Below are 23,601 nucleotides of genomic sequence, written 5' to 3' on the forward strand. Positions count from 1 at the left end.
CGGTTTCTTATTTATTTCCAGTCGATAGATATATCACGGAATTCCGCGAAACGGGTTTGGCCCGGATAATAATATTCAAATTTAAACAGCTTGATGAGTTTAACAGCGGGCAATACTCCCCCGAATGTAAAAGTGCATTTTATCGGCACATCCGTATTTAAAACTATATCACCATAAGACTTTGCCCCAATAGTCTTTGATTTAAGTTCATACTCATTTCCATCAATATCTATAATTGATTTTATGCGTTGCTCTATTTCCCAGTTAGCTGCACTTGTAAGCAAGACAAAGGTGAAGGTGATGGATTGAGACTTTGCATTTCCTTCTGCCTTCAATAGCTTAAATTCAATCTTATCTGAATTAACCACCTTAATAGGCTCGTTAATCTTCAGAGAGGCTCGTAGATATGCATTTTCTTCCTTTAATTTATTACAATCTTGCTGGCTTTGGGCAAAAAGAAAATTGGGTGCCAACATAACCGGGAAAACAAATAACAGGATTTTCATATTTTTAAGTTTACACGTGGAGGATATTTTTAAAGATAATTTAAACTATCATAAACTCCAAAACAGCAGTTAATTTCTTCCAATATAAACCTGCGCTCAGGAGAATCTCTTATTTATTTTCATGAAGTCACATTATATAAAACCACAGCAATGAAAACCAGCATCAGCAAAAAACATATTAATGCAAAAGGCCGGAGGATCACGGACAATCCAGCTGACCGGTAAGAATCAAAGTATTTTTCCACTAATACTGCTTTCCTCTTTTCTTCATTTCTGTAACGAAGAAATAAGAATAACCGGCCAACGGTGTGAAAGAGAATGTCTGCTAAAAGTGTGTCCATTTATTATAATTTATTTCACTGCCTGTTCCAGCAAATCAACAATGGTGCGGGGCTGTTCGTTGAACTGATCTTTTATCCAGTTCTGCTCCGTTAACCTGGCAAGCGCTAAAAACATAGCCAGCCCTTCTTCCTGTGACCACTGATTGCGTTTCCTGCGAAAGCCGGATACCGTAACGTCTGCTTTCACATTACCACCCTGTGGGTGAATAAGCCAATACACGGCAACATATTGCCCCAACCCTTCCATGGAAAGAAAGATATCATCGAGTGTTTTCAGGATCACTTTGTCGCCCGTAAAATACTTTGCCTGTCTTGCTTTTAGCAGATCGAGTCCTTTCCGTGCAGCATCTTTAGCCTGCTTTTTTCCTGTTGCAGCAGCTGCAGTATAAAACGCATCGATCTCTTCTTTGAAACTGCGAACATACTCACTATCGGCTTTGAAATAACCTTGTACAATATCATCTGATAAAGGAACATCTTTAAAAGTATGTACCCGTTCCATTGAATCTACCTGCCGGCCAAAACCCTTTTGCTGCCGCGTATGCGTGAATTCATGGAGGAATACCCCTGTCAGCATCTTGTCTAATGTAAACGCAGTGCTTGTTACACCAGCCGCTTTCCAAAAAGGAGGGGCTCCCATTACAAAGAAACTTTTCCCCTCACTGGTAGAGGCTGCAAAACTCATCAGGCCAATGGCTACACGCTGGCCGTCTGGTATGGTAAGGGAATCTCCATGCCTTACTTTCCTCCACTTCAATGGTCGCCCATACATACCCGGGCCCGTCATTGGCAAAGCTGCGGGGGCAGTTATTTCGGAAGTCGTAAATATCCAGCTGTCATCATAAAAAACCATTTCAGGTGGTGTGCCCGATGGCAAGAACAGTAACTTACTGTTTACCAGTTCCCAGGCTTTAAACCAGTCCTGCAACCATTTCGTGCTGCCCTGAGAATGGGCACAAAGAGGGAACAAACAGCATAGGATCATTAAGGGCTTCTTCATAGTATACTAAATTAAGAAAAAAAGGCAACGATCTCTTCTACGGTACGTTTTGCTGTTCTGCCCACACCGATCAGCGTAGCAGAAGCAAACCCGGTCCAGGAACCATAGCCTACCAGCCAAAGACCTTCATTATCAAGCGCGCGGGTACCTTTTGTGGTTATTTTATGTCCATTGAAGATAGGTGCTAAATGTGAGAGAGAAGGTTTAAAACCAGTGCAAAAAATAACGGCATCCACCTGTTCTTTTCGTCCATCGTTCCAAGTGATGCCATCTGGTGTGAAGGCATCGAACGGAGGCAACCAGGTTTGGTATACGTTACGGTCCCTGGCTTCTTTCACAGCAGGTACCATTACAATGTGGCCGAGTGAAGGGGGTTGAAGATCTTCTCCCCTTTGTTTTGCTTCATACAATTGTGTAGCGGCATCAAACAGGTATTTGCCATCTATATGATCCGGTAAAAACTCCGGCGTATTACGGGTGATCCATAATGTATCTGCTACTTTAGAGAGTTCTGCGAGGATCTGTGCGCCGGAATTCCCTTCGCCTACTATTGCTACTCTTTTACCGATGAATGGGGATGATTCCCGGTATTCTGCGGAATGTAAGATCCTGCCTTTGAAAGTGCCAGGGAGATCAGGGATAAGAGGTGAACGATAACTCCCCGTAGCACTAACAATCGCTTTCGCAGCATAAGTATCATCCACTATAAACAACCCATTCTCTTTATGCACGTTCTTTACTGTTACCGGCCTGATCACTGGTAACTGGTATCTTTCCTCATATGCTTTCAGATAAGCCACAGCTTCCTGTTTACCGGGGTAATGTTCTTTTCCGCCCGGCATAATTACACCTGGCAATGAACACCATAATGCAGGAGAAAAGAGCGTGAGAGAATCCCATGCATACTGCCATGCACCGCCCGGGGCGGCAGCGCTATCCAGCATAATAAATTTCAGATCTGTTCTCCGTAAATAATACCCTGTTGCTAAAGCGCTTTGTCCGCCTCCGATCACAATTACATCATATAGTTCCATGTTGTTTCAGGTTCTCTTCCACGAATTTCTCACAATAATCTTTAATTAGCGCCCTTACCTTCCCGAATTCTTCCATATCCGTAGACTTTGCCGGGTCAGGGAAATTATGGTGAAATTTAAGCGCTTTAGAAGGGAAAACAGGGCATCTTTCCTTAGCGTTGTCACATACCGTGATCACATAATCGAAATCAATGCCTGTGTATTCAAGGATGTTGTTGGAGGTATGGCCGGAAATATCAATCCCGTCTTCCGCCATCGTAGCAATGGCTTTCGGATTCACGCCATGTGTTTCTACGCCAGCGCTGTATATCTCTGCGAGGCCGCCTGCAAAATGTTTTAAATAACCTTCTGCTATCTGGCTCCGGCAGCTGTTACCGGTGCAAAGGACGAGTACTTTTTTCTGCATATACTGTTACACTTAAAATACCGTTAAATTCCCTGATCTCTTCAGGGGATAAATAAGCAGAAAGGATATCATCCGGTATATGGATCGCCTTTTCTTTCTGAAGGGTTATGTTCTTAAAGCCATTCTGTTCGATCAGATCGAGGTAGTCCTGCTTCTGAATGGCACCAGATACACATCCGGCATACATTTCAGCGGCCTTTTGGATCTTTTCCGGCAGCACACCGGAAAGCACAATGTCAGAAATACTGAAATGACCGCCAGGTTTTAACACACGGTAAATATCTTTCAGTACCGCATCTTTATCCGGTACCAGGTTCAACACACAATTACTCACCACCACATCTGCGATATCATCAGATACAGGGATGTTCTCTATATCCCCTTCCCTGAACTCCACATTATTAAAACCCAGCTTCTCTGCATTCTTACGTGCCTTTTCCAGCATGGCAGGTGTAAAGTCGATACCGATCACTTTTCCGGTTTCTCCTGTTTCATGTCTGGCAACAAAACAATCATTGCCTGCACCACTGCCCAGGTCTATGACGGTATCACCCTTTTTGATCTGTGCAAACTGTGTGGGCAATCCGCAACCCAACCCCAGATCAGCATCCGGATTATAACCTTCTACCGCAGCATAATCATCACTCATGATGTTGTATACTTCTGTGGAACAGCCTCCTGCGCCACAGCAGGAGGCCTGGTTATTTTCCTTATCCTGCAAGGCTATTTCGCTGTATTTCTGTTTAACTAATTCTTTCATCGTATTATTGCGATTTATTAGGGTAAAAAAATAGCTAGCAGCATTTACCGCTTAGCGTAACGTCTTTAAAAAACGACTGAAATAGATCATGATATTGTTTCCATACTTTGGGATTGATGCAGTAACAAACGCTCACCCCGTCTATATCTCCCTGTATGATCCCCGCATTCTTTAATTCTTTTAAATGCTGAGAAGTAGTAGCCTGTGCCAAACCCAGTTCTTCCACGATATCCCCGCAAACGCAGGCGTTCTTTTTCACCAGGTATTGCAGGATAGCTATCCGTGCCGGATGCGCCAATGCCTTCGCCATATTGGCGATATCATTCTGTTGTTTTGTAAAGAGGTCTGTTTTACTGGCTCCCATTATATCGCAATATTACGATAGGCTATCTGAACTACCAAATATTATAAAAGAATACCTCAATTATGTAAGTGCCGCCTCCTTCAAACACAAGAACTTTACATCATTATGAAAACTGCCTTTAAACTCTACATCAAAGGAATGGTTTGCCTTCGCTGCATTCAGGCTGTACGGGGCACTTTCCTTAAGCTGGACATCCCGGTGTCCAATATCCAACTGGGAGAATTAACAACCGTTACCACACTTTCTGCGCCTGATGTACTGGCTGTTAAAGAAGGTTTACAGCAGTTAGGGTTTGAACTGCTGGAAGACAAGCGCACCAAACTGGTGCAGGAAGTGAAAGTACTCGTACAACAGGTATACAACGGCACTTATGATTTCCCGCACGACTTCCGTTTCTCTGATATCATCACCGCCTGGTTTAAAAAGGACTACGCCGCTGTCAGCAAAAGCTTTTCAGCTGCAGAAGGCACTACACTGGAAAGGTATATCATGGAATTCCGCATAGAAAAAACGAAGGAATTCCTTGTGTACACAGGATATACGATGGAAGACATTGCTTTCAGACTAGGGTTCAGCAGTGCCGCGCATTTATCCCGGCAGTTCAAAAGCATCACAGGGCTTACGCCTTCTCATTTTAAGGAAATAGGCGCTGAGCGCAGTAAAATTATGTACAACTAATGCTGAATTGTGTAACAACTCCCCTTCTACCCCATCGTAACTTTGTATAAAATTGGAAATATGTCAACCGCAATAACCAAAGAAACCTTTCCCGTACTTGAAATGACCTGCGCGGCCTGCGCCATCAGCGTGGAATCCATGTTAAAGTCAGCGCCGGGTGTTAAAGATGCCGGTGTGAACTTCGCCAATCAAAGCGCCTGGGTGCAATATGACCCTGCTGCCACTACACCGGAATCCCTTCAAAATACGGTACGTTCTATTGGTTACGACCTGGTGATAGATAAGGATAACCAGGACGAAGTAAAAGAAGAAGCACAACGCCGTCATTATAACGAAGTAAAACAACGGACCATCTGGTCTTCCATCTTATCTGTTCCCATCGTGATCATTGGCATGTTCTTCATGAATATGCCTTATGGTAACTGGATCATGATGATCCTGGCTACACCGGTGGTATTCTACTTTGGCCGTAACTTCTTCGTAAATGCCTGGAAACAATTGAAACATGGCAGGGCCAATATGGATACCCTCGTTGCTTTAAGCACAGGTATTGCCTGGATCTTCAGTGCCTTCAATACCATTTATCCTGAATTCTGGCATCAGCGCGGCTTACATCCGCACGTTTATTTTGAAGCCGCTGCTGTGGTGATCGCTTTTATTTCTCTGGGTAAATTGCTGGAAGAAAGGGCCAAATCCAATACTTCTTCTGCCATTAAAAAACTCATGGGCCTGCAACCGAAAACGGTATTGCTCATAGATGCTTCCGGACAAACACAGGAGATCCCCATTTCCAATGTAAAGGTGCAGGACATCCTGCTGGTGAAACCGGGTGAAAAGATCCCTGTGGATGGTATGGTGATGAATGGAGAATCATATGTGGATGAAAGTATGATCAGCGGAGAGCCGGTGCCTGTGCTGAAGAAACAGGGAGAAAAAATCTTTGCGGGCACCATCAATCAGAAAGGCAGCTTGCAGTTCAAAGCAGAAAAAGTAGGTGCAGATACTGTATTGGCACAGATCATCAAAATGGTGCAGGAAGCACAAGGCAGTAAAGCCCCGGTGCAAAAACTGGTAGATAAGATAGCAGGTATCTTTGTGCCCATTGTGATCAGCATTGCCATCCTCACATTCATTACCTGGATAGTAGTGGGTGGTGAACATTTCTTCACACATGGCTTACTTACTGCGGTAACAGTGTTAGTGATTGCCTGCCCCTGTGCGCTGGGATTAGCTACACCTACTGCAATTATGGTAGGCGTTGGTAAAGGTGCAGAAAATAATATCCTCATCAAAGACGCAGAGAGCCTGGAACTGGGGCATAAAGTAAATGCCATCATCCTGGATAAAACGGGCACCATCACAGAAGGCAAACCGGTGGTAACAGATATGATCTGGAATACAACTACAGCTGATCTTCGTTCTGTACTTTTCTCGCTGGAACAACAATCTGAACATCCCCTCGCGGAAGCAGTAACAGCCTATTTAAAAGTGAAACCGGTGAAACTGGAGAGCTTTGAAAGTATTACCGGGCAAGGGATTAAAGGTACTTACGAAGGAAGGAATTTCTTTGCAGGTAATAAGCAACTCTTAACAGAAAACAATATCCCACTCAACCAGATACAGCTTTCACAGGCCGGAGTATTACAGGAAGAAGCCAAAACGGTGATCTACTTTGCAAATGAAAAAGAGATATTGGCCATCATTGCCATTGCAGACAAGATCAAAGAAACTTCTAAAACAGCTATCGCTTCTCTTATCCGGGATGGTATTGAGGTATACATGCTCACAGGAGATAATGCACACACCGCTGCAGCTGTTGCCCGCAGTGTAGGTATTAAAAACTATAAAGCAGAAGTATTACCTGCTTACAAAGCAGCGTTCGTAAAAGAATTACAGGCAGCAGGTAAAATAGTAGCTATGGTAGGTGACGGGATCAATGACTCCCAGGCACTCGCACAAGCGGATGTAAGTATTGCCATGGGTAAAGGTTCCGACATTGCAATGGATGTAGCCAAGATGACGCTGATCACTTCAGATCTGAACAGTATCCCCAAAGCATTGAAGCTCTCCCGTAAAACGGTGGCTACGGTGAAACAAAACCTCTTCTGGGCATTCATCTATAACATCATTGGCATTCCGCTGGCAGCGGGTGTTCTTTATCCGATAAACGGATTCCTCTTAGACCCGATGATCGCGGGGGCTGCAATGGCTTTAAGTTCTGTGAGTGTGGTGAGTAATAGTTTGCGTTTGAAAGCGGCGAAACTTTAATGCAAAGAGGAGTTTTTTCTTTTTAGCAGAAGTAAAAAGAGGGCTCCGCCAGAGCCCTCTTTTTATGCTATTAAGGTTCCACCGCCCCATTCAAGATCCAGGGCAGATTGAACTTATGAAATTCAATAGACCGGTTACTCGTAGAAGAGCTCCCTGTATTCTCATTCACTTCAATTAAAGCCCCTACCATAAAATCAGCTGTTTTAGCCATACTGGAGTACCCACCTTTCCCCTGATCAATAGCCTGCTGTTCTGTTAAATTATCAAAGATCCTTCTGCTAATGGGCCATGTACCACCTTCATCATAAGTGATCCTGATCCGCATCTTACCTCTTGTTTCTGTACTCGCAGAGTTCAGAAACATGATCCGGTTTGGAGCATCGGTGTATCTCAACACGGAAGCCTGGCAGGCAGGGTCCAGCAGATCCGGATCAGATGTCCATGTTGGGAAACTGGTGATGGAACCAACAGAGATCCTTCTCCTTTTGGAAAGTTCCCACTGGCTTCCAACAGGTCTATCATTCCTGATCAACCCACCGTTTAATTTTTCAATGATCGTGCCTTCGCTGGTGCCGGATGGAATAGATTGATAATGCCATGTTGCCCCATGATCATCACTGTAAATATTCCTGCCGATAGCTGGAATGATAAGCCTGCCTGTTGCGCCGGTTTTGCTCTTTTGCAGACCAACACCAGGGCCCATAGCATCCCAGGTAAAATTGGAGGGTAATAGTGTAGAAGTGAGATCCTGCTGTGCAGACCAACTGGCCCCGTTGTTATCACTGTAGGACATATACACTTTCCTTTCTCCCCAGCTATCAATTGGCAAATAGCCATCTGTGCCGGATTGATTATGGTCTCCACTGTTCCAGGACATGAATAACCATACTCTGCCTGTAGATTGATCTACTACAGCGGTGGGATTTCCCCAGGTGCCAGGGCCAACACCAACTACTTCTCCAAGCGCAGACCAGGTAGCACCATTGTCCGTAGATCTTTTGTAAACGAGGTTAATGTTGCCATAGTCTTTGTTGTTGGACATCCGGCCTTCTGCGAATGCGATCAGTGTGCCATTGGTTGTTCTGATCAAAGAGGGAATTCTGAAAGAATGATAACCATCAGATCCTCCGCCATCAAAGATCTTGGCGGATGTGTGTACCTGGGCGGCGGCTAATAGTTGGGCCTCTGCTTTGGTAACCGGGTTTAACTTTTCCGAAGGGAGGGTTTGTTTTGTGCAGGCAATAGAAAGCACAAGGCATAGTGCGCCTATGCCCGCGTTAAGTGTTTTTTGCATAACGGGTTTATATTTGGGTTTAAGGTTAAACTAAAGCTTAGTTCTTCTTCAACTTCACCGCAAATAATAACCAGGTAGCCAACAACATTGCCACCGCAGATACCTGGTAAATGATAGAAAGGTCTATCTGTGCATCTTTGAGAGCACCACCCACATATACCATTAAGCCACCGATAATTGTGCTTAAAAAATTAAGGAAACCATACCCTGTGGCAATGTACCTGCCATCTGCTACTTGTCTTAAGATGGGCATCATGTTAGCATCATTGAACCCTCTTGCCAGGCCAAAGAAGATCATCGCAATGATAGCAACGCTAAATACGGTGGTGGATGCCATGAGGAATAAAAATGGCGCACCCAGGGTAAAACCAATGATCAGTACATACAACCGGCCTCTGTTGTTCTTTCGCGTCCACCTGTCTGCCAGGATGCCGCCTAATACAACACCAATAAAGGAACCGATCTGTATATAACCGGTAGCGGAAAGACCGGCTTCTCCGAGATTAAGATGGAAATGATCTTTGAAGAAAGTAGGCAGCCAGCCATATACCAGCCAGTTAACAATGCCTAACACAGCAAAATATATCAGGAGAATAAAGAAAGAAGCTTTACTGAACAGTTCTTTTAAAGCGCCGGTAAGGCTGATCTTTTCAATAACTGGTTCAGCAGCTTCTTCCGTTTCCGTTCTTTTATAGTCTTTTAAAATATACAGCAGGAAAATGGAATAAACGATCCCGAGGATCCCGAATACGTGAAAACCGGAACGCCATCCCCATAACTCTGCAATGTAACCACCCAGGCCACCCAATGCCATCCCTGCATACAGGCCACTCATATGTAAACCTGTAGCCAGTGAACGGGTTCGGCCTTTATGATAATCTGTGATCAAAGCCAATGCTGCAGGAATATAACAAGCCTCGCTAACGCCCATTAAAAAACGGGCGGTGAGCATTTCATAAAATGAATGGGTGAAACCCGTCCACAGGGTTACGATGGACCATATCATTACGCTAAACACAATTACTTTTTTCCTGCTGTACCTGTCCGCAAAGAAACCACCAAACGGACTGAGTATGCCATACGACCAAAGGAACACTGAAGTCAGCAATCCAAATTGCGCATCAGTGAGGCCAAAGTCTGCCACAATGGGATCACGCATGGAGGTGATCAGCAAGCGGTCCAGGTAGTTTAGGAAAGCCACTACCCAGAGCATGGCTACAATGATCCAGGAATAAGTAGCAGTGTTTTGCGTGGAATGCTTCATTTATTAAGACTGTTTAGGAATACCTGAAAGTACTGTAGTGGTGCGGATGGCGGGTTTTATTTCACCTCCGGGGATCACTACAACACCATTCCATAAAGTTAAGGAAGTAGTTACTGGCGGTGCTGCCGGTAACTGCCCTTTTACGGACCAGGTATTCTCCTGTGTGTTATAATTCAATATCTGCCTGGAAAAACCAGGATGTTCTTCTCTTAATGATGCAGCGGTACCATCATCACCACCAAAGATCTGCAAACCTTCGCCAGCTGCATAAGCGGGCGTTGGTGCAGCCACCACTGCGTTAGGAAGTGATGGCAGTTTCTTCCAACCTGTTACTGGAGAATACTCGTAAGCATCCCGCAAATAATTCCGCACGCCATTTTCCAGTTCTGCGCCGCTGAAAAGATAAAAGTTTCCATCTAAAGTTCCTGTTACCGCCAACATGCGGGAAACGCCAGGCCATGGTGCTAATTCCTTCCAGGTTTTATGTTCCGCAGCCAGATCCAGTGACCAGAAATTGTGCGCCGTTTGCAAAGCATCCGGACTGTCTAATCCTCCTGCCACATAGATCACATCACCGATGAGTACAGCAGCCGTATTGGCAATGGCTTTTGGCAGAGAAGGTAATACTGTGCTGGTAATCCTTCCTTCATTGTATTTCAGCATCCATACTTCCGCATGATGCCCTTTTTCACTACTGCCACCGATAAAGATGCAGGCATCTTTCCAGGTAACCGAAGCGCCATAACCCAATGCCTGCGGTAATATGCCTGCTGTTCTCCACTCTCCGCCCGGCTTTTCCAAAGCGAAGATATGATCATGCCATACTTTTTTAGAACCCGTCCATGGTGTGCCACCGTCCGGGAAGTTTGCACCGCCTGCTACCAGTAAAGCACCATTGGAAACACCAGTGAAAGAACCCGCAAAGCCAATGGGGTCAGGTATATTCGGCAAACTAATACTCCAATCTTCCTCCATACCATCAATTTATCAACTCAACACGGGACTGCTTCACTACATTGAAAAAATCAATCTCTTCCAGTGATGCTTTAAAATCAGCTACCTCTTTCTCCGTTAATGGTTCAAGCGGTAAACGGCAGGTACCCAGTTCAAACCCTATGATCTTCATAAAAGCACGCTGTGCAGGAATGGGTGGATATTTAACCAGGCAACGAACCATGTTCACTGCATGCAACTGTGTGGCAGCCGCTTCATCCCTCAATCCTTCTTCGTACAATCTCATCACTTTCAGATACAATGGTGCGGCAAAAGTATAAGTACTGCCTATTGCTCCTTTTGCACCTACTGCCAATGCAGGCAGCAGCATTTCATCATAACCGAATAAGATATCGAACTTACCATTTTTATAGTTTACACAAGCATGGTATTCATGTAAAGTAGCTGAAGTGTATTTAATACCAGCCAGTGTAGGGATCTGTTTCTCAGCCTGTTTTAAGAATTCTATCATATCCATGGCCACACCTGTGAGGGCCGGGATATTGTAATAATAGAACGGTGTGTTAGGCGCTGCAGATGCGATCTGTGCCATGCTCTTCACCAGGTTGCTTACGGAAGAAGGTTTGAAATAGAATGCGGCTACAGAAGAAATAGCATCTGCTCCGATCTTCTCTGCATGTGCTGCCAGTTTACGGCATTCTGCAATGGAACTGTGCCCTACGTGCACAAGTACCAAAATGCGTTTGTTGGCTGCTTTTACATAAGCTTCGGCAATAGCCATCCGCTCTTCAATAGTCAGGTTAGGACCTTCTCCGTTAGTACCACAAATGAATACGCCTGATAAGCCGTCAGCGATCATTTTGTCTACAATAGCAGGAATGATCTCCAGGTTAACTGCACCATCCTCGTGATAAGCTGCAAAGGTTGCAGCGATTAATCCGGTAATTTTGTTCATAATAGTTCTTCTAATTGTATGGTTTGAAAGACCAGGTCCGCCTGGCTGCTCTCGTATAAAATACCTATCGTCTCATTGTCTACGCTGGTTAAGCAGGAATAACCCCTGCTCTTTCCTTCGTCCAGCAAGATCTTTTTATTGTTCTGCCAGGTTTTGCCATCGTCGTAACTTACTTTGATGGTCATAAACTGACGGGCTGTTTTTGAATCCGGATTAGCAAACAACAGTACGGACCTTTTTTTACCATTTCGTACAAAGTCATGTCTGATGATGCTGGCCATGCAGGTAGGTTCCGGCAAAGCGTTGTGAGAGGTAGGATGGATGGCCCAATCCTGCCCCAGGTTAGTAGTGGTAGCAATTACCCTCCCGTTTGTGCTGCCCGTGTCTTTGCTATTAGCGCCGGAACGCATGTTTAACATGATGCTGCCATCTGTAAGTTCCACCGCCATATTTTCTGTGGTGGATTCTGCAGTAGCGGGGTTACTTGTTTTCCAGGTTTTGCCGCCGTCTTTACTGTACGTGATGTTGGAGAAGGCTTTCCCTTTGGCATTCCTGCCTTGTGTAGGAATTACCAGTGTTCCGTCTTTCAGCGTAATGCCCTGCCCGGGTGCTGGTGCTAATAACCACCAATCCTCATGTTTGCACATTTTAGTAATGTTCACCGGTTCACTCCAGGTTTTTCCATTGTCTGTGCTTTTGGTGATCAGGAACTGGGAGGACTGTTTTGGATCAAATCCCGGCTGTGAACCCTTTGTTTTCCACTGGTGATTCCAGTCTTTGCTTTCTTGTGTTAATCCTTCTACCCATTTTCCCTGTTCATTGATCACACCGTGCATCCATAAACCGGAAATGAAAATGTTACCGGTATTTTTATCTACCAGCACATTGGGATCGGAAACACCGTTGAACTTTTCCGGCAGGTTACCCCAGGTACCCATGTCCAGAACGATCTGCATGGGCAGCCAGGTTTTGCCTTTATCTATGCTTCTTGATAATCCGATGTCAATATTGCCTTGCAGATCTCCGCCCTTATCCCTGCGGGCATCATAAACGCTCAGCAGTGTACCATCCTTAGCTGTAGCAAGACCAGGGATCCGGTGCGTATGCACCGAATCCTGGTAATGTTGTCTAACGGCAATGCCTAATCTGTTGGTATAATTATCATTATCTGTGGGTACTTTTACTGTTTTGCCGTTCAGGCGAACAGTACTAACGTTTATATTCAGGCGTTCCGACAGCGATGCTTTCACATCAGGCGTTACCGTTACCCAGAAATAATTGGCGCCCTGGCGGAGTACCCCGTTTCCTTTTAAGCTTTCTCCTGCTTTTGCTTCCGCAAAGAGTGGTTTTTCTCCTTTCAGGAAAGAAGAATCTGCTCCGGCGGAAAATACTTTCACGTTCCGGATAGCAGCTCCTTTTATGGAGACTTCCATCTGCTCAAGCACTTCCCCTTCGTTCGCATTGATAGCAATGCGGATCACAGGGTTGATCTCCTTCCCTTTCAGCACCGGCACTTTATACTTTTTCTGTTCCTGCGCCATCATCATAACGGGCAGTAAACATAGTGCGCTCAAGATCCTCTTTGCTCCTTTCATATATTAGTAACCAAAAGTTTGTACCATCTTGAAATTCTTGTTCACTTCACTTTGCGGTAATGGCAGGAAGTTATAACGTACATTCCAGACACGGGTGCTGGTCCTTGTACGTGCATAGAATGCCACATCGCCCAAACCGGTGCCGGTGAATACGTTCATACCATGGAAATCGCCACCCTGACGGCCTTCAGGGTCAGTAACGATCTTCCATCTGCGTACATCAAAGAAACGATGTCCTTCATATGCCAGTTCAATGCAACGTTCCCTTTGGATCAGTTTGCGAATAGTAGCCTGATCCAATCCTGCTACCAGTGCAGGAATACCTCCACGCACACGGATAAAGTTCAGGTAAGTGAGGATATCGGCATTACCTGGATCAGACTCATTCAGCGCTTCTGCGTAATTGAGGTACAATTCTCCAAGGCGGATATACATAGCCGGACGAACGATGTTGCCGGCATTGGATTGAAGGTTACGGCTCACATTGGTGTTCTTGCGCACCAGGTAGCCGGTTTTAGGATACATGGTTTGCGTACCGTTTCCATTACCGGAGTTACCATCAGGCCAGTATTCCACTCTTGTAAGCCCTGTTTTAGGTACAAAAGGAATAGTAGAACCGTTGAAAGTAACGTTCACATAGAACCTTGGTTCCCTGTTCACATACATATTGGAAGTACCTGCTACGTAGAAGTTTGCTTTTGCAGCAGCTGCAAAGCCGGTTTCCACATAAGTGCTGCCGGTTTCGTCAATACGTTTACCATTGCCCATCCTGTACAGGTCTACCATTTCCTGCGGCAGAGAAAGTACACCTACTGTTTTAGTACCATTTACGGCACGGGGCGCGCAATGTTCTTCCCATACGGCATATCCTGTAACAGTCCTTAACCAGATACCTTCATCTGCCCATCCTGTTAAGAATAAACCTCTGTGTGAATTCACCGCTGCGAGGAACGGATCAGCATTGGTTACCTGGTATAATTTCCTGCCGTTGGCAATAGCATGATCGATGGCTACTTTAGCTGCTGTTGCTGCAAGGCCCCATTTCAGAGGATCTGCCGTCATATTCATCAGTTGTTTACCATCTGTATTTTTGAATTCAGCGAGGTCTGCATTACCATTCACCAGCGGGCTCGCATCAAACAACAACACCTGGCTCTTCACTGCTTCCACGATCAGTTTAGTGATACGGCCTGTTTGCGTAAGATCATCAGCACCAGAGGATGGTACAATGTGTTTTTCAGGCACCATCTCTTTCGCTGCATCCATTTCAGACAGGATGTAACTAACGCATTCACTCCATGTGTTTCTTGGCAATTGAAAGTCGTCATCCACACCTGCTATCTTATCTCCTACCAACACTACAGGGCCATAGAATTTAATCAGCATCCAATAGTAATACGCTCTTAAGAAACGTGCTTCCCCTTTGTATTGCTGGATCAGTTCAGCGCCATTCGGCTCCAACAGCAGATTTGTTTTGCTGTTCTCAATATTAGCCATGAAAATATTAGCTAAGCGGATAGCCTGGTAATAAGAAGTGTATACGTTGATACTGCTGCTACCATTGATAGTACCCGCCGCTATGATGGAAGGCGCATTCAGTTCCAGTTCATCGCATAATTCCCCCAGTCCCCTGCCGGTTACGGTTCCATCTGCCCATACATCAGGCAGCCGGTTGTATACACCGGAAAGCCAGCTTTCCGCTTCCAGTTTATTCTGGAATACCATTTCAACGGTTTGCAGATCTTTTGGTGCACCATCAAAGAAACCCTTTTTACATCCGGTGGATAGTAATAAAGTGATGCTCAGTAATGCGGTATATTTAGTGATATTATATTTCATGATAGTAGTCTTGAAAGATTAAAATGAAGCCCTGACACCAAAATTGTACGCCTTTGTATTAGGGTAAGATTCACCCTTGCTGTAGTTCGTTGAACTGGTACCGGTATCGTTCAATTCAGGGTCCCAGTATTTCCATTTAGACCATGTAAGCAGGTTGGTTCCGTTCAGGAAGATCCGCAGGTTACTGATACCGATACGTTTTGTAAGTGTAGCGCTTAAGGTGTAACCGATCTCCGCACTCTTCAGCCTAACAAAGTCTGATGGTTTCAGCCACCAGGTACTGTTCAGGTAATTGGAGTTAGGGTCCTGGTTGGTATTCATTCTTGGATAGAAGGCATTCGGATTAGGATTGGCTTCTGTCCATCTGTCTGTTGTCATGCTCATCAAACCAGCACTGATAGGGCCTTGTGCAAAAGGTGTTGTTCCATCACCCAAACCATAACTCAGCCATGTTTTACCGGTACCCTGGAAAAAAGCACCAATGTCAAAACCTTTCCAGCCAAATTGCAGGTTCACACCATACATCATTTTTGGTGTACCGGACACGTCTATACGTGCTACGTCGTTTGCATCAATCACACCATCTTCGTTGAGGTCTTTGTATTTGATGTCGCCGGGGCGGATATCACCGGTTTGTTTAGCTGATCTGTCTATCTCTGCCTGGTCTTTGAAGAGACCGTCAGCAATGTAGAGTGTTTTAGCATCTACCTGTTTGCCTTTCCACTCCATCCATGGATATCTTTGCGGAGGTAAACCATCCTGCAAGTTGGTATTATCGTTAAAGGTGAATGTTCCTGTAACGTTGATCCAGCTTTGGTTTTTGAGTGTTTTCTTGTACGTCATGGTTACGTCTATCCCTTCGTTCAGCACAATACCAATGTTGCGGGTAGGGTTCACACCACCAAAACCTGACAGGCCGGGAATAGTTTGGTCTGCTCTTAAGATACCTTTACGCATCTCTCTGAACAGCTCTGTAACGATCTTCAGGTCGTTCTTCAGGAAGTTCATTTCTATCCCCAGGTTATGGCGATAAGAAGTTTCCCAGGTAGGATCTGTAGCGATCTGTGATTCAGCATATCCGCTGTAGGCAGGAGACAGTGCAGTAGGTGTACCAAACTGGTAACCGGTAGCAGCTGTTTTAGCCAATTGTGTGAGATAGAGGAAACGGGTGCTGAAACCACCATTACCGGTTAAGCCATAGCTATACCTTAATTTGAAGTAAGGCATGATGTCTTTCAACGGCTCATAGAATTTCTCATTGGAAATAATGTATCCTACACCCGCAGATGGGAAGAACCCAAATCGGTTGCTCGGGCTGAAGTTTTCAGAACCGGTGTAACCAAAGTTACCTTCCAGGAAATAACGGTTATTGTAACCGTAAGTAAGCCTTCCTGTAAGACCACGGTTGCGGAAAGGTACAGCGGAAGTAAAGGTGGCCGCGTTTCCGTCAATATACTCAGACTGGTTGAAAAGCACCAGACCGCCAAATTCATGTTTACCGAAAGTACGGTTGTAGTTCAGAGATGCCTCTGAATACATTCTCCTCGTAGAGCTTCTTGCGGAATAATAAGTCAATGCGCCGTTTGCATCACGTGTGAGCTGATAGATCAGCTCTCCGTCTGTATCCCTGCCTGTTGCATATACAGAGGGGCCGGACCTTGTAGTGGCCGTAGTACCATCCGTATAAATATCAAAAGAGAATAAACCGGAGAAGGATAATCCTTTTGTAACGAAGTCAAGATCTTGTTTCAGTCTTAAGTTAGGACGGATGGTGGCAGAATAATCATTCGTTGCACCCTGGTCAAAAGCGATCTTGCTTGGACTGCTGAAACCACCGGGATACTGGGAATAAACACCATTCGGATAACGGCCCGGCATGATGTGCGGAGGAACACGCAGCACCTGTAAGAACAGGTTGTTGAGTGCATTCACATCTGCACCACCCCATACGCCATTCCTGTTATCAATGATAGCAGCAATACCCAGGTCTACTTTTGTGGTAGCCGTTACGTTAACACCAATATTGGCGGTGAAATTATATCGTTTGTAATTTGATTTTGTATCGTAGCTGTCCTGATCTTTCGGTATATCCCGCAGCATGCCGGTTTCCCTGTAATAACCTGCAGAGATATAATAAGTAGCCCTGTCTGAACCGCCGCTGATATTTACATTGGCTCTTTGTGTAAGGCCTGATTTTCTGAAGATCTCATCATACCAGTTTACGTTTGGATACAGTTCAGGATCAGTACCATCCCTGTGCAGGGCAATACGTTCATCTGTATACAATGCTGGTCTTCCCCTGCTGGTGAGGCCTTCGTTATAAAGGGTCATCCAGGTGGGCGCGTCTACTAATTTCGGTACCTGTACCAGTTGTGTAATACCCTGGTTCAGTTCAAACTTAACAGCGGGTTTACCAGCCACCCCTTTTTTGGTGGTGATGATGATAACGCCGTTTGCACCACGGGTACCATATACGGCTGTGGACACGGCATCTTTCAATACGGTGAATGTTTGAATGTCTTCAGGATCTACATCATTCAAATTCCTGTCTGGCACACCGTCGATAATGATCAAAGGTGTACGCGTGCTGGTACCAAATGTAGCGACCCCTCTTACCAGGAAACCGGAGTTATCCTGGCCGGGGCCACCACCACGGGAAGTGGTGATCATACCGGAGATCCTGCCGCCCAATGTGCTGGCAATGTCCCTGATAGGTAATTTGATATCAGCTACGTCCAGTGTGGATTGCGCACCAATTACGCTGATCTTTTTCTGTTGTCCGTAACCGATGATGCTTACTTCGTTCAAACCACCTGCAGTGGCTTCTAATTTTACGTTCAGGTCTACCCTGTTCCTTACGGCAAAACGGATGGTTTTGTACCCTACATAAGAGAACTCAAGAGAGTCTGTAGGACTCACATTGATCGCATATTTACCATCTGCGTCAGTTACTGTACCCAGGCGGGTACCTGATATCCTGACACTGGCCCCGATCACGGCCCCGTCTAATTCAGTGGTTACTTTACCGGAAACTTTTAATACCCTGTCCTGGCCGTAAACGCTTGCGCCAAGAAAGAAGATGGATAGGAATAGGAGGCTGAATAGCCTGGGAATATACCCCGCGGAATTGCTGAGTAACTTTTTATTCATAACTGGAATGATTGATTGGTTAATAGTACTTATGTAGTACATATCAAAAGTGGGAAGTATTTCTTATTAATCCAAATTATTTTTCCTGAATTTGATTAAAACAGCCAGCAGAGCGGATCTGCTAGTCTTTTTGGTTGATCCATTGTAAATTGAACCTTTTCAGGATCATGCTGTAGTTGAAACCTGTACCAGCATTGGTTTCGTAGAGGCAATAGATGGTTCCGTCCGGGCCCACCGCTACATCTGAGTAACCGGATGCGCCGGGATTGATCACTTTCTTTACAGGCCAGGTCTGCCCTTCATCATGACTGATCTTTGCGGTGAGGTTCCTGCGGTTATTCCTGGCCGTGTCCTGACTGTCCGGATTGATGAATAACAGATCTGATCCAAGACGGTTGATGGTGGCCATGCAGATGGGTTCAAACAGACCTTCATCAAAAGTGGGTTTGGTCCAATTGCTGATGCCGTCTGCGCTGTAGCTGATGCCTCTGCGGCGTTTTTCTGTTACGTTCCTGATGTTCACCATTACGCGGCCGTCTTTTAACTGGATAGCCATGGTTTCACTGGGATTTTTGAACTCAGTTGAATTATCTGCGATGATGGCGCCGCGTTTCCAGGTTTTGCCGAGATCATCACTGTAGATCGTAGCAATGCAGGATGGTGCGTGCGCTCTTCTGGGCGTGGTTTTTACCGGGTTGGCTAACCATACTGGTACCAGCAGTCTTCCGTTTGTGAGCTGGATGCTGTGTCCGGGGCCGGGGGCCAGTACTTTCCAATCGTATTCCGGTTTAAATGCATCAAAGGCGTAGGTGATATCTATTGCTTCGCTCCAGGTTTTCCCGTCGTCTTTTGAAGAAGTATAATATGCTTTCGCGTAATCACGCTGGTATAATAAATGGATGGTGCCGTCTTTATCAACGATGGGTGTTGCGTTGCTGGTGGGCTGCCCGCTTACCTTTAGGGCGATGATCACATTGGGTGCCCAGGTTTTTCCGCCGTCTGTGCTTCTTCTCATGATCATATCCATGTCTGCCCAGTCGCTGGCAGTGCCGATCCTTCCTTCACAAAATGCGAGGAGGCTTCCTTTTTTGGTGATCACTAATGCGGGGATGCGCATAGAGGCGTATGGGCCTCCTGGTTCAAAAACGAGGGAGCTGTCGAACAGCGGGGTATTTTTTGTTAGTGTGCTGGTTGTTTTGCAGGCACTGGCTGTTAATATAATGGCTATTAATAAATATCTCATTTTGTCTGATTAAAAACTTCGGGAATAATAACTTCGCATTGCTTTCTGATGTGTGGAATATCTTCTTCCGGGATCCATCTGTAAGGCCAGCGTAAACGAGGACTGATGGGGCTCCAGGCACCAACAGCTGCCATGAATTTATCTACTGCCTGGTTGGCGTATCCTTTATCTCTAATATAAGGAACAATGCAGTCATTCATGAATTGCTGGATCCGCTTTTCTAATTCAAAGGCTTCTTTTTCTCCTTTTTTTATGCTGTTATACCATCGTTGTGCAAACAGCGGATTTAAACAGGCTACGTTGGAGTAAGCTCCGTGCGCTCCGTGGGAAATGCCTGTGGCTAAGTGATGACCGGGAATAAATATAGAAAAAGGAACCGGCAGTTGTTTCATTTCCTCATACCATTGTTCATCACCTCCGGGTACTTTGCAGCCTACCAGCGGGATTCCTGCCTCCAATATTTCTTTGAAATCTTTTGGCTGCAGCTTCTTTTTGGAATGCGGAGGATTGTATAATACCAGGCCGATGGGCGCTGCTTCTTCCGCCATTACTTTTAAATAATCAATGATCTCCGGCATGGTGGGTATGAACCAGTCTGGCAGGATGATCTGTATGGCGGATGGTTGCAGTGCTTTGGCGCGTTTTAGTCTTTCGCGGGATATTTCGGGGCTCATGTGGGAGCAGCCTATCTGGAAAGGCATGCCCGCGGCATTGCATTTTGTGGCGAGGAGGAAGTTTACTTTGTCGAACTCTTCTTCTGTCTGGTTATAGAATTCTCCTGCGGTGCCGTTGGAGTAGATGCCATCTACTTTAAAGGAGATGAGTGTGTCTATTTCCTGCGCCAGCTGGTCGTAATTGATACTGTCATCATTGTTCAACGGGAGTAGCAGGGTTGCCCAGTTGCCATATATCCCGTTTGCGTTTAATACGTTCATTAGGTCTTTATGTAGTACATATCAAATGTATGAAGTGGTTTTTAGAAATCCTAATTGTATAAAAGGAATCAGGAATTATGTAATAATGGCGCGGGTGTGGTGGTGTAATTTTACAGTACAAAAGATATTTAAAATGGAAACTGTACAATTTAAGACGAATATTAAGTGCTCAGGATGTATTGCTACTGTAACGCCTGCATTGAATGAACTGGTTGGAAAAGATAAGTGGGAGGTAGATTTGTTAAGTCCGGATAAGGTGTTGACGGTGCCTGCGGCTGTGGATGAAGAGGAGATTAGAAAGGCGTTGGAGAAAGTGGGGTATAAGGCGGAGGAGATTTAAGGCAGCAACCATGCCACGCAGCAAAGGGCGGAGGTTTTTATTTTTTTTTGAAGGGAACTGTTTATTAAAGGTTGTATCATATTTTTGATACAGCCTTTTGTTTTTAAAAAACGAACACCTCATGTACTAAAACCGGACATTCCCTACTATTATGAAAAGCATATACCTTTGATTTATAAAGGATAATGTTTCTGGCATTCTCTTGGTGCATGCTTGCTGACCAATTGCCACGCTATGTTTAAAAACTACTTTCTCATCTCCTGGAGGAACATTATAAAAGATAAGATCTCTTCCACGATCAATATAGGCGGCCTGGCTGTCGGGCTGGCCATTACCATTGTACTTTTGTTGTGGATCAGGGATACCCTCACCTTTGATAAGTTCCATACACATCTTCCGCAACTCCACCAGGTAATGTACAACCACCAGATAGGTGGAGATATTGGTACATCAAGATCCGTAGCAGCACCATTAGCCCCCATATTACGCGATGAAGTACCTGATATAAAGTACGCTGCCCGCACCAGTTATCCGGATCAGCAGATCATACATGCCGGTGAAAACAGTTTTTATGAAAGAGGTATGTATGCAGATCCAGCTTTCTTTCAGATGCTGAGTTTCGATGCCATTGAAGGAAACCCCATCACCGCATTGCAAGATCCGGGATCCGTAGTGATCACGGAAAGAACAGCTAAAAAGCTCTTTGGTACAGCAAACGCACTGGGCAAGATACTGAAGCATAATAATATCCGCGATCTGAAAGTGGGCGCCGTGATCCGGGATGTTCCAGTGAAAAGCACTTTCAAGTTTGATGTGGTATTGCCCTTTAAAATATTTGAACAGGAAAACAGCGAATGGATCACCAGATGGGATCACCTGAGCATTCAAACCTGGATAGAATTAATGCCTTCTTCCGATATCACCGTTGTTAATAATAAGATCCAGGAGACAGTTAAGCGACATGCTGAAGTAGATAAAACTACTTTCTTCGCCTATCCCCTGGCAGACCTGCACTTGTATGGCAGTTTCAGGAACGGTAAAGTAAGCGGCGGATTGATAGACGGTGTGAAGGTGATGTGTATTATCGGGTTGTTCATCTTACTGATCGCCTGTGTGAATTTCATGAACCTTGCCACGGCACATTCAGAACGCCGTGCAAGAGAAGTTGGCGTACGTAAAGCTTTAGGCGCTTCCAGGAAAGTGCTCATCCTGCAATTCCTGGCAGAGGCATTGTCCATGACCTTCCTGGCGTTGCTATTAGCCCTGTTACTGGCCAGGCTGATATTACCTGTTGTGAACAGCTGGCCGGATGTCAATATCAGCTTTGATGTTTTCAACTGGCCCATACTTGGTACTTTAACCGGCCTCACCATCCTCACAGGGCTTGTAGCCGGCAGTTATCCTGCTTTCTTTCTGAGCAGTTTTAAACCGGTGCGGGTATTAAAAGGTGTGGTAACGAATAGTAAAGGAGGCGCGCTTTTGCGCAAAGGACTGGTCACCTTTCAATTTGTGATCTCTATCTTCCTGATCATCTCCATCATTGTTATTTTCCAGCAACAGCAACATGTACAGAACCGGCCATTGGGTTATGATAAAGAGAACCTGATCATTATACCGGCAAGAGGCAATATGGTGGATAAGTTTCCGCTGTTCAGATCAGAAGTGCAGCAGATCCCTGGTGTGCAAAGCATTACAGGGGGCAGTAATAACATGATCAGATTTGGCGGTTCCACAGATGATATTAAATGGCCGGGAAAAACAGATGATCAGAATTTTCCCATGACGGTTACATCCGTAGCATACAACTGGACCAAAACGGCCGGTTTAAAAATGGCGGCAGGCCGTGATTTTGATCCTGCTTACAGCACAGATACAACTGCCTGCCTGCTCAATCAAACTGCAGTAAGAAAGATGGGATTGAAAGAACCGGTGATCGGTACCAGGCTGGGGGACAAAACGGTGATAGGTGTGGTGGAGGATTTTGTGTTCAATAACCCGAACAGCCATCCAAATCCTATGATCATTTTCCTGGGTACGGGCGGCATGAATTATTTCTTTGTAAGATTAACGAATGACGAGAACTGGCGTAAAACAGTGAGCCTGGTAGAAAGCGCCGCTAAGAGAAGTAACCCCGAATATCCCTTTGAACTTAAGTTTATGAAAGAAGAATACGACCAGGAATATCGTGGCCTTCGTGCAGCGGTACAACTTACTTTCGGCGTGGGTATGCTGGCCATCCTGATCTCCTGCCTCGGGCTTTTTGGGCTTTCCGCTTTCCTGGCAGAAAGACGCAGGAAAGAGATCGGCATCCGCAAAGTATTTGGCGCCAGCATCGGGAGGATCTGGTACTCTTTATCCAAAGACTTTGTAAAACCGGTATTGCTGGCTTTCGTACTGGCCTCCCCCCTGGCTGGTTTTGCCATGCAGCAATTACTGGCGGATGCGGATTATCATGTGGAATTATCCTGGTGGATGTTTACCTTATCCGGACTGCTGGCCATTTCCATTGCAGTGATCACGGTGAGCTTCCAGGGCGTGAAGGCAGCATTGACAAACCCCATAAAATCGCTCAGGATCGAATAAAGAATGTCACATTTCCCCCTCTAAGTTGCCGCATTCGCACCCTCATAAAGTGGCGGATTGCCTGTAGTTTTGTCTTATACAAAAAGACCTGT

20 protein-coding genes are annotated in these 23,601 nt (G+C 45.3%); 4 read left to right on the forward strand and 16 right to left on the reverse strand.

Translation table 11 applies throughout. From position 1 onward, the window contains the following. Positions 1-11: 11 nt before the first annotated feature. The 7 genes from GFS24_RS05975 to GFS24_RS06005 form a co-directional block, all read right to left on the reverse strand. Positions 12-506: a hypothetical protein gene (locus GFS24_RS05975; protein WP_153658669.1), complete on the reverse strand. Its 495-nt coding sequence runs from the start codon at positions 504-506 to the stop codon at positions 12-14. A 119-nt stretch (positions 507-625) separates the two neighbouring features. Then, a complete protein-coding gene (locus tag GFS24_RS05980) occupies positions 626-847 on the reverse strand; it encodes a hypothetical protein (RefSeq protein ID WP_153658670.1) in 222 nt (73 codons plus the stop codon). A gap of 10 nt (positions 848-857) precedes the next feature. Continuing rightward, positions 858-1,847, reverse strand: a complete 990-nt coding sequence (locus tag GFS24_RS05985; RefSeq protein WP_153658671.1) for a hypothetical protein — start codon at positions 1,845-1,847, stop codon at positions 858-860. 11 nt (positions 1,848-1,858) lie between these two features. Then, positions 1,859-2,881 (reverse strand): ArsO family NAD(P)H-dependent flavin-containing monooxygenase, encoded by a 1,023-nt coding sequence (locus GFS24_RS05990; RefSeq protein ID WP_153658672.1) that lies wholly within the window; start codon positions 2,879-2,881, stop codon positions 1,859-1,861. Further along, the gene (locus tag GFS24_RS05995; RefSeq protein WP_153658673.1) at positions 2,868-3,287 is read right to left on the reverse strand and encodes an arsenate reductase ArsC; all 420 of its coding nucleotides are present in this window, start codon (positions 3,285-3,287) and stop codon (positions 2,868-2,870) included. Before GFS24_RS05995 ends, GFS24_RS05990 begins: the two co-directional genes overlap by 14 nt. Then, positions 3,253-4,047, reverse strand: a complete 795-nt coding sequence (locus GFS24_RS06000) for an arsenite methyltransferase (RefSeq protein WP_153658674.1) — start codon at positions 4,045-4,047, stop codon at positions 3,253-3,255. The genes GFS24_RS05995 and GFS24_RS06000 overlap by 35 nt, the downstream gene beginning before the upstream one ends. A 34-nt stretch (positions 4,048-4,081) precedes the next feature. Continuing rightward, a complete protein-coding gene (locus tag GFS24_RS06005; RefSeq protein ID WP_153658675.1) occupies positions 4,082-4,411 on the reverse strand; it encodes a helix-turn-helix transcriptional regulator in 330 nt (109 codons plus the stop codon). Positions 4,412-4,516: 105 nt separating this feature from the next. Here GFS24_RS06005 and GFS24_RS06010 point away from each other — a divergent pair, with 105 nt between their 5' ends. Together GFS24_RS06010 and GFS24_RS06015 are read left to right on the forward strand one after the other, a co-directional pair. Further along, positions 4,517-5,089: an AraC family transcriptional regulator gene (locus tag GFS24_RS06010; RefSeq protein ID WP_153658676.1), complete on the forward strand. Its 573-nt coding sequence runs from the start codon at positions 4,517-4,519 to the stop codon at positions 5,087-5,089. A gap of 60 nt (positions 5,090-5,149) precedes the next feature. Next, the gene (locus GFS24_RS06015; RefSeq protein WP_153658677.1) at positions 5,150-7,357 is read left to right on the forward strand and encodes a heavy metal translocating P-type ATPase; all 2,208 of its coding nucleotides are present in this window, start codon (positions 5,150-5,152) and stop codon (positions 7,355-7,357) included. A gap of 70 nt (positions 7,358-7,427) precedes the next feature. Here GFS24_RS06015 and GFS24_RS06020 read toward each other — a convergent pair whose 3' ends face one another. The 9 genes from GFS24_RS06020 to GFS24_RS06060 all read right to left on the reverse strand — a co-directional run bounded on the left by GFS24_RS06020 (position 7,428) and on the right by GFS24_RS06060 (position 20,586). Beyond that, positions 7,428-8,651, reverse strand: a complete 1,224-nt coding sequence (locus GFS24_RS06020; protein WP_153658678.1) for an exo-alpha-sialidase — start codon at positions 8,649-8,651, stop codon at positions 7,428-7,430. A 37-nt stretch (positions 8,652-8,688) separates the two neighbouring features. Beyond that, complete coding sequence (locus GFS24_RS06025; protein WP_153658679.1) at positions 8,689-9,915, reverse strand: MFS transporter; 1,227 nt, start codon at positions 9,913-9,915, stop codon at positions 8,689-8,691. A gap of 3 nt (positions 9,916-9,918) precedes the next feature. Beyond that, complete coding sequence (locus GFS24_RS06030; RefSeq protein WP_153658680.1) at positions 9,919-10,890, reverse strand: galactose oxidase; 972 nt, start codon at positions 10,888-10,890, stop codon at positions 9,919-9,921. Positions 10,891-10,894: 4 nt separating this feature from the next. Next, a complete protein-coding gene (locus tag GFS24_RS06035; RefSeq protein WP_153658681.1) occupies positions 10,895-11,824 on the reverse strand; it encodes a dihydrodipicolinate synthase family protein in 930 nt (309 codons plus the stop codon). Continuing rightward, positions 11,821-13,419 (reverse strand): sialidase family protein, encoded by a 1,599-nt coding sequence (locus tag GFS24_RS06040; protein ID WP_153658682.1) that lies wholly within the window; start codon positions 13,417-13,419, stop codon positions 11,821-11,823. Before GFS24_RS06040 ends, GFS24_RS06035 begins: the two co-directional genes overlap by 4 nt. Positions 13,420-13,422: 3 nt before the next feature. Further along, positions 13,423-15,258, reverse strand: coding sequence for a RagB/SusD family nutrient uptake outer membrane protein (locus tag GFS24_RS06045; RefSeq protein WP_153658683.1), 1,836 nt, complete (start codon positions 15,256-15,258; stop codon positions 13,423-13,425). Positions 15,259-15,276: 18 nt separating this feature from the next. Then, positions 15,277-18,408: a TonB-dependent receptor gene (locus GFS24_RS06050; RefSeq protein WP_173002981.1), complete on the reverse strand. Its 3,132-nt coding sequence runs from the start codon at positions 18,406-18,408 to the stop codon at positions 15,277-15,279. 121 nt (positions 18,409-18,529) lie between these two features. Beyond that, positions 18,530-19,651 carry an exo-alpha-sialidase gene (locus GFS24_RS06055; RefSeq protein ID WP_153658685.1) on the reverse strand — a complete coding sequence of 374 codons (1,122 nt, stop codon included), beginning with the start codon at positions 19,649-19,651 and terminating at the stop codon, positions 18,530-18,532. Next, positions 19,648-20,586: a dihydrodipicolinate synthase family protein gene (locus GFS24_RS06060; RefSeq protein ID WP_153658686.1), complete on the reverse strand. Its 939-nt coding sequence runs from the start codon at positions 20,584-20,586 to the stop codon at positions 19,648-19,650. Before GFS24_RS06060 ends, GFS24_RS06055 begins: the two co-directional genes overlap by 4 nt. Positions 20,587-20,719: 133 nt before the next feature. Here GFS24_RS06060 and GFS24_RS06065 point away from each other — a divergent pair, with 133 nt between their 5' ends. Together GFS24_RS06065 and GFS24_RS06070 are read left to right on the forward strand one after the other, a co-directional pair. Beyond that, on the forward strand, positions 20,720-20,926 hold the full coding sequence (locus GFS24_RS06065) for a heavy-metal-associated domain-containing protein (protein WP_153658687.1): 207 nt from the start codon (positions 20,720-20,722) through the stop codon (positions 20,924-20,926). A 234-nt stretch (positions 20,927-21,160) separates the two neighbouring features. Then, a complete protein-coding gene (locus tag GFS24_RS06070) occupies positions 21,161-23,509 on the forward strand; it encodes an ABC transporter permease (protein WP_153658688.1) in 2,349 nt (782 codons plus the stop codon). The last annotated feature ends 92 nt before the right edge of the window (positions 23,510-23,601 follow it).

It is taken from the genome of Chitinophaga sp. SYP-B3965, assembly GCF_009647655.1.
Classification (GTDB): domain Bacteria; phylum Bacteroidota; class Bacteroidia; order Chitinophagales; family Chitinophagaceae; genus Chitinophaga.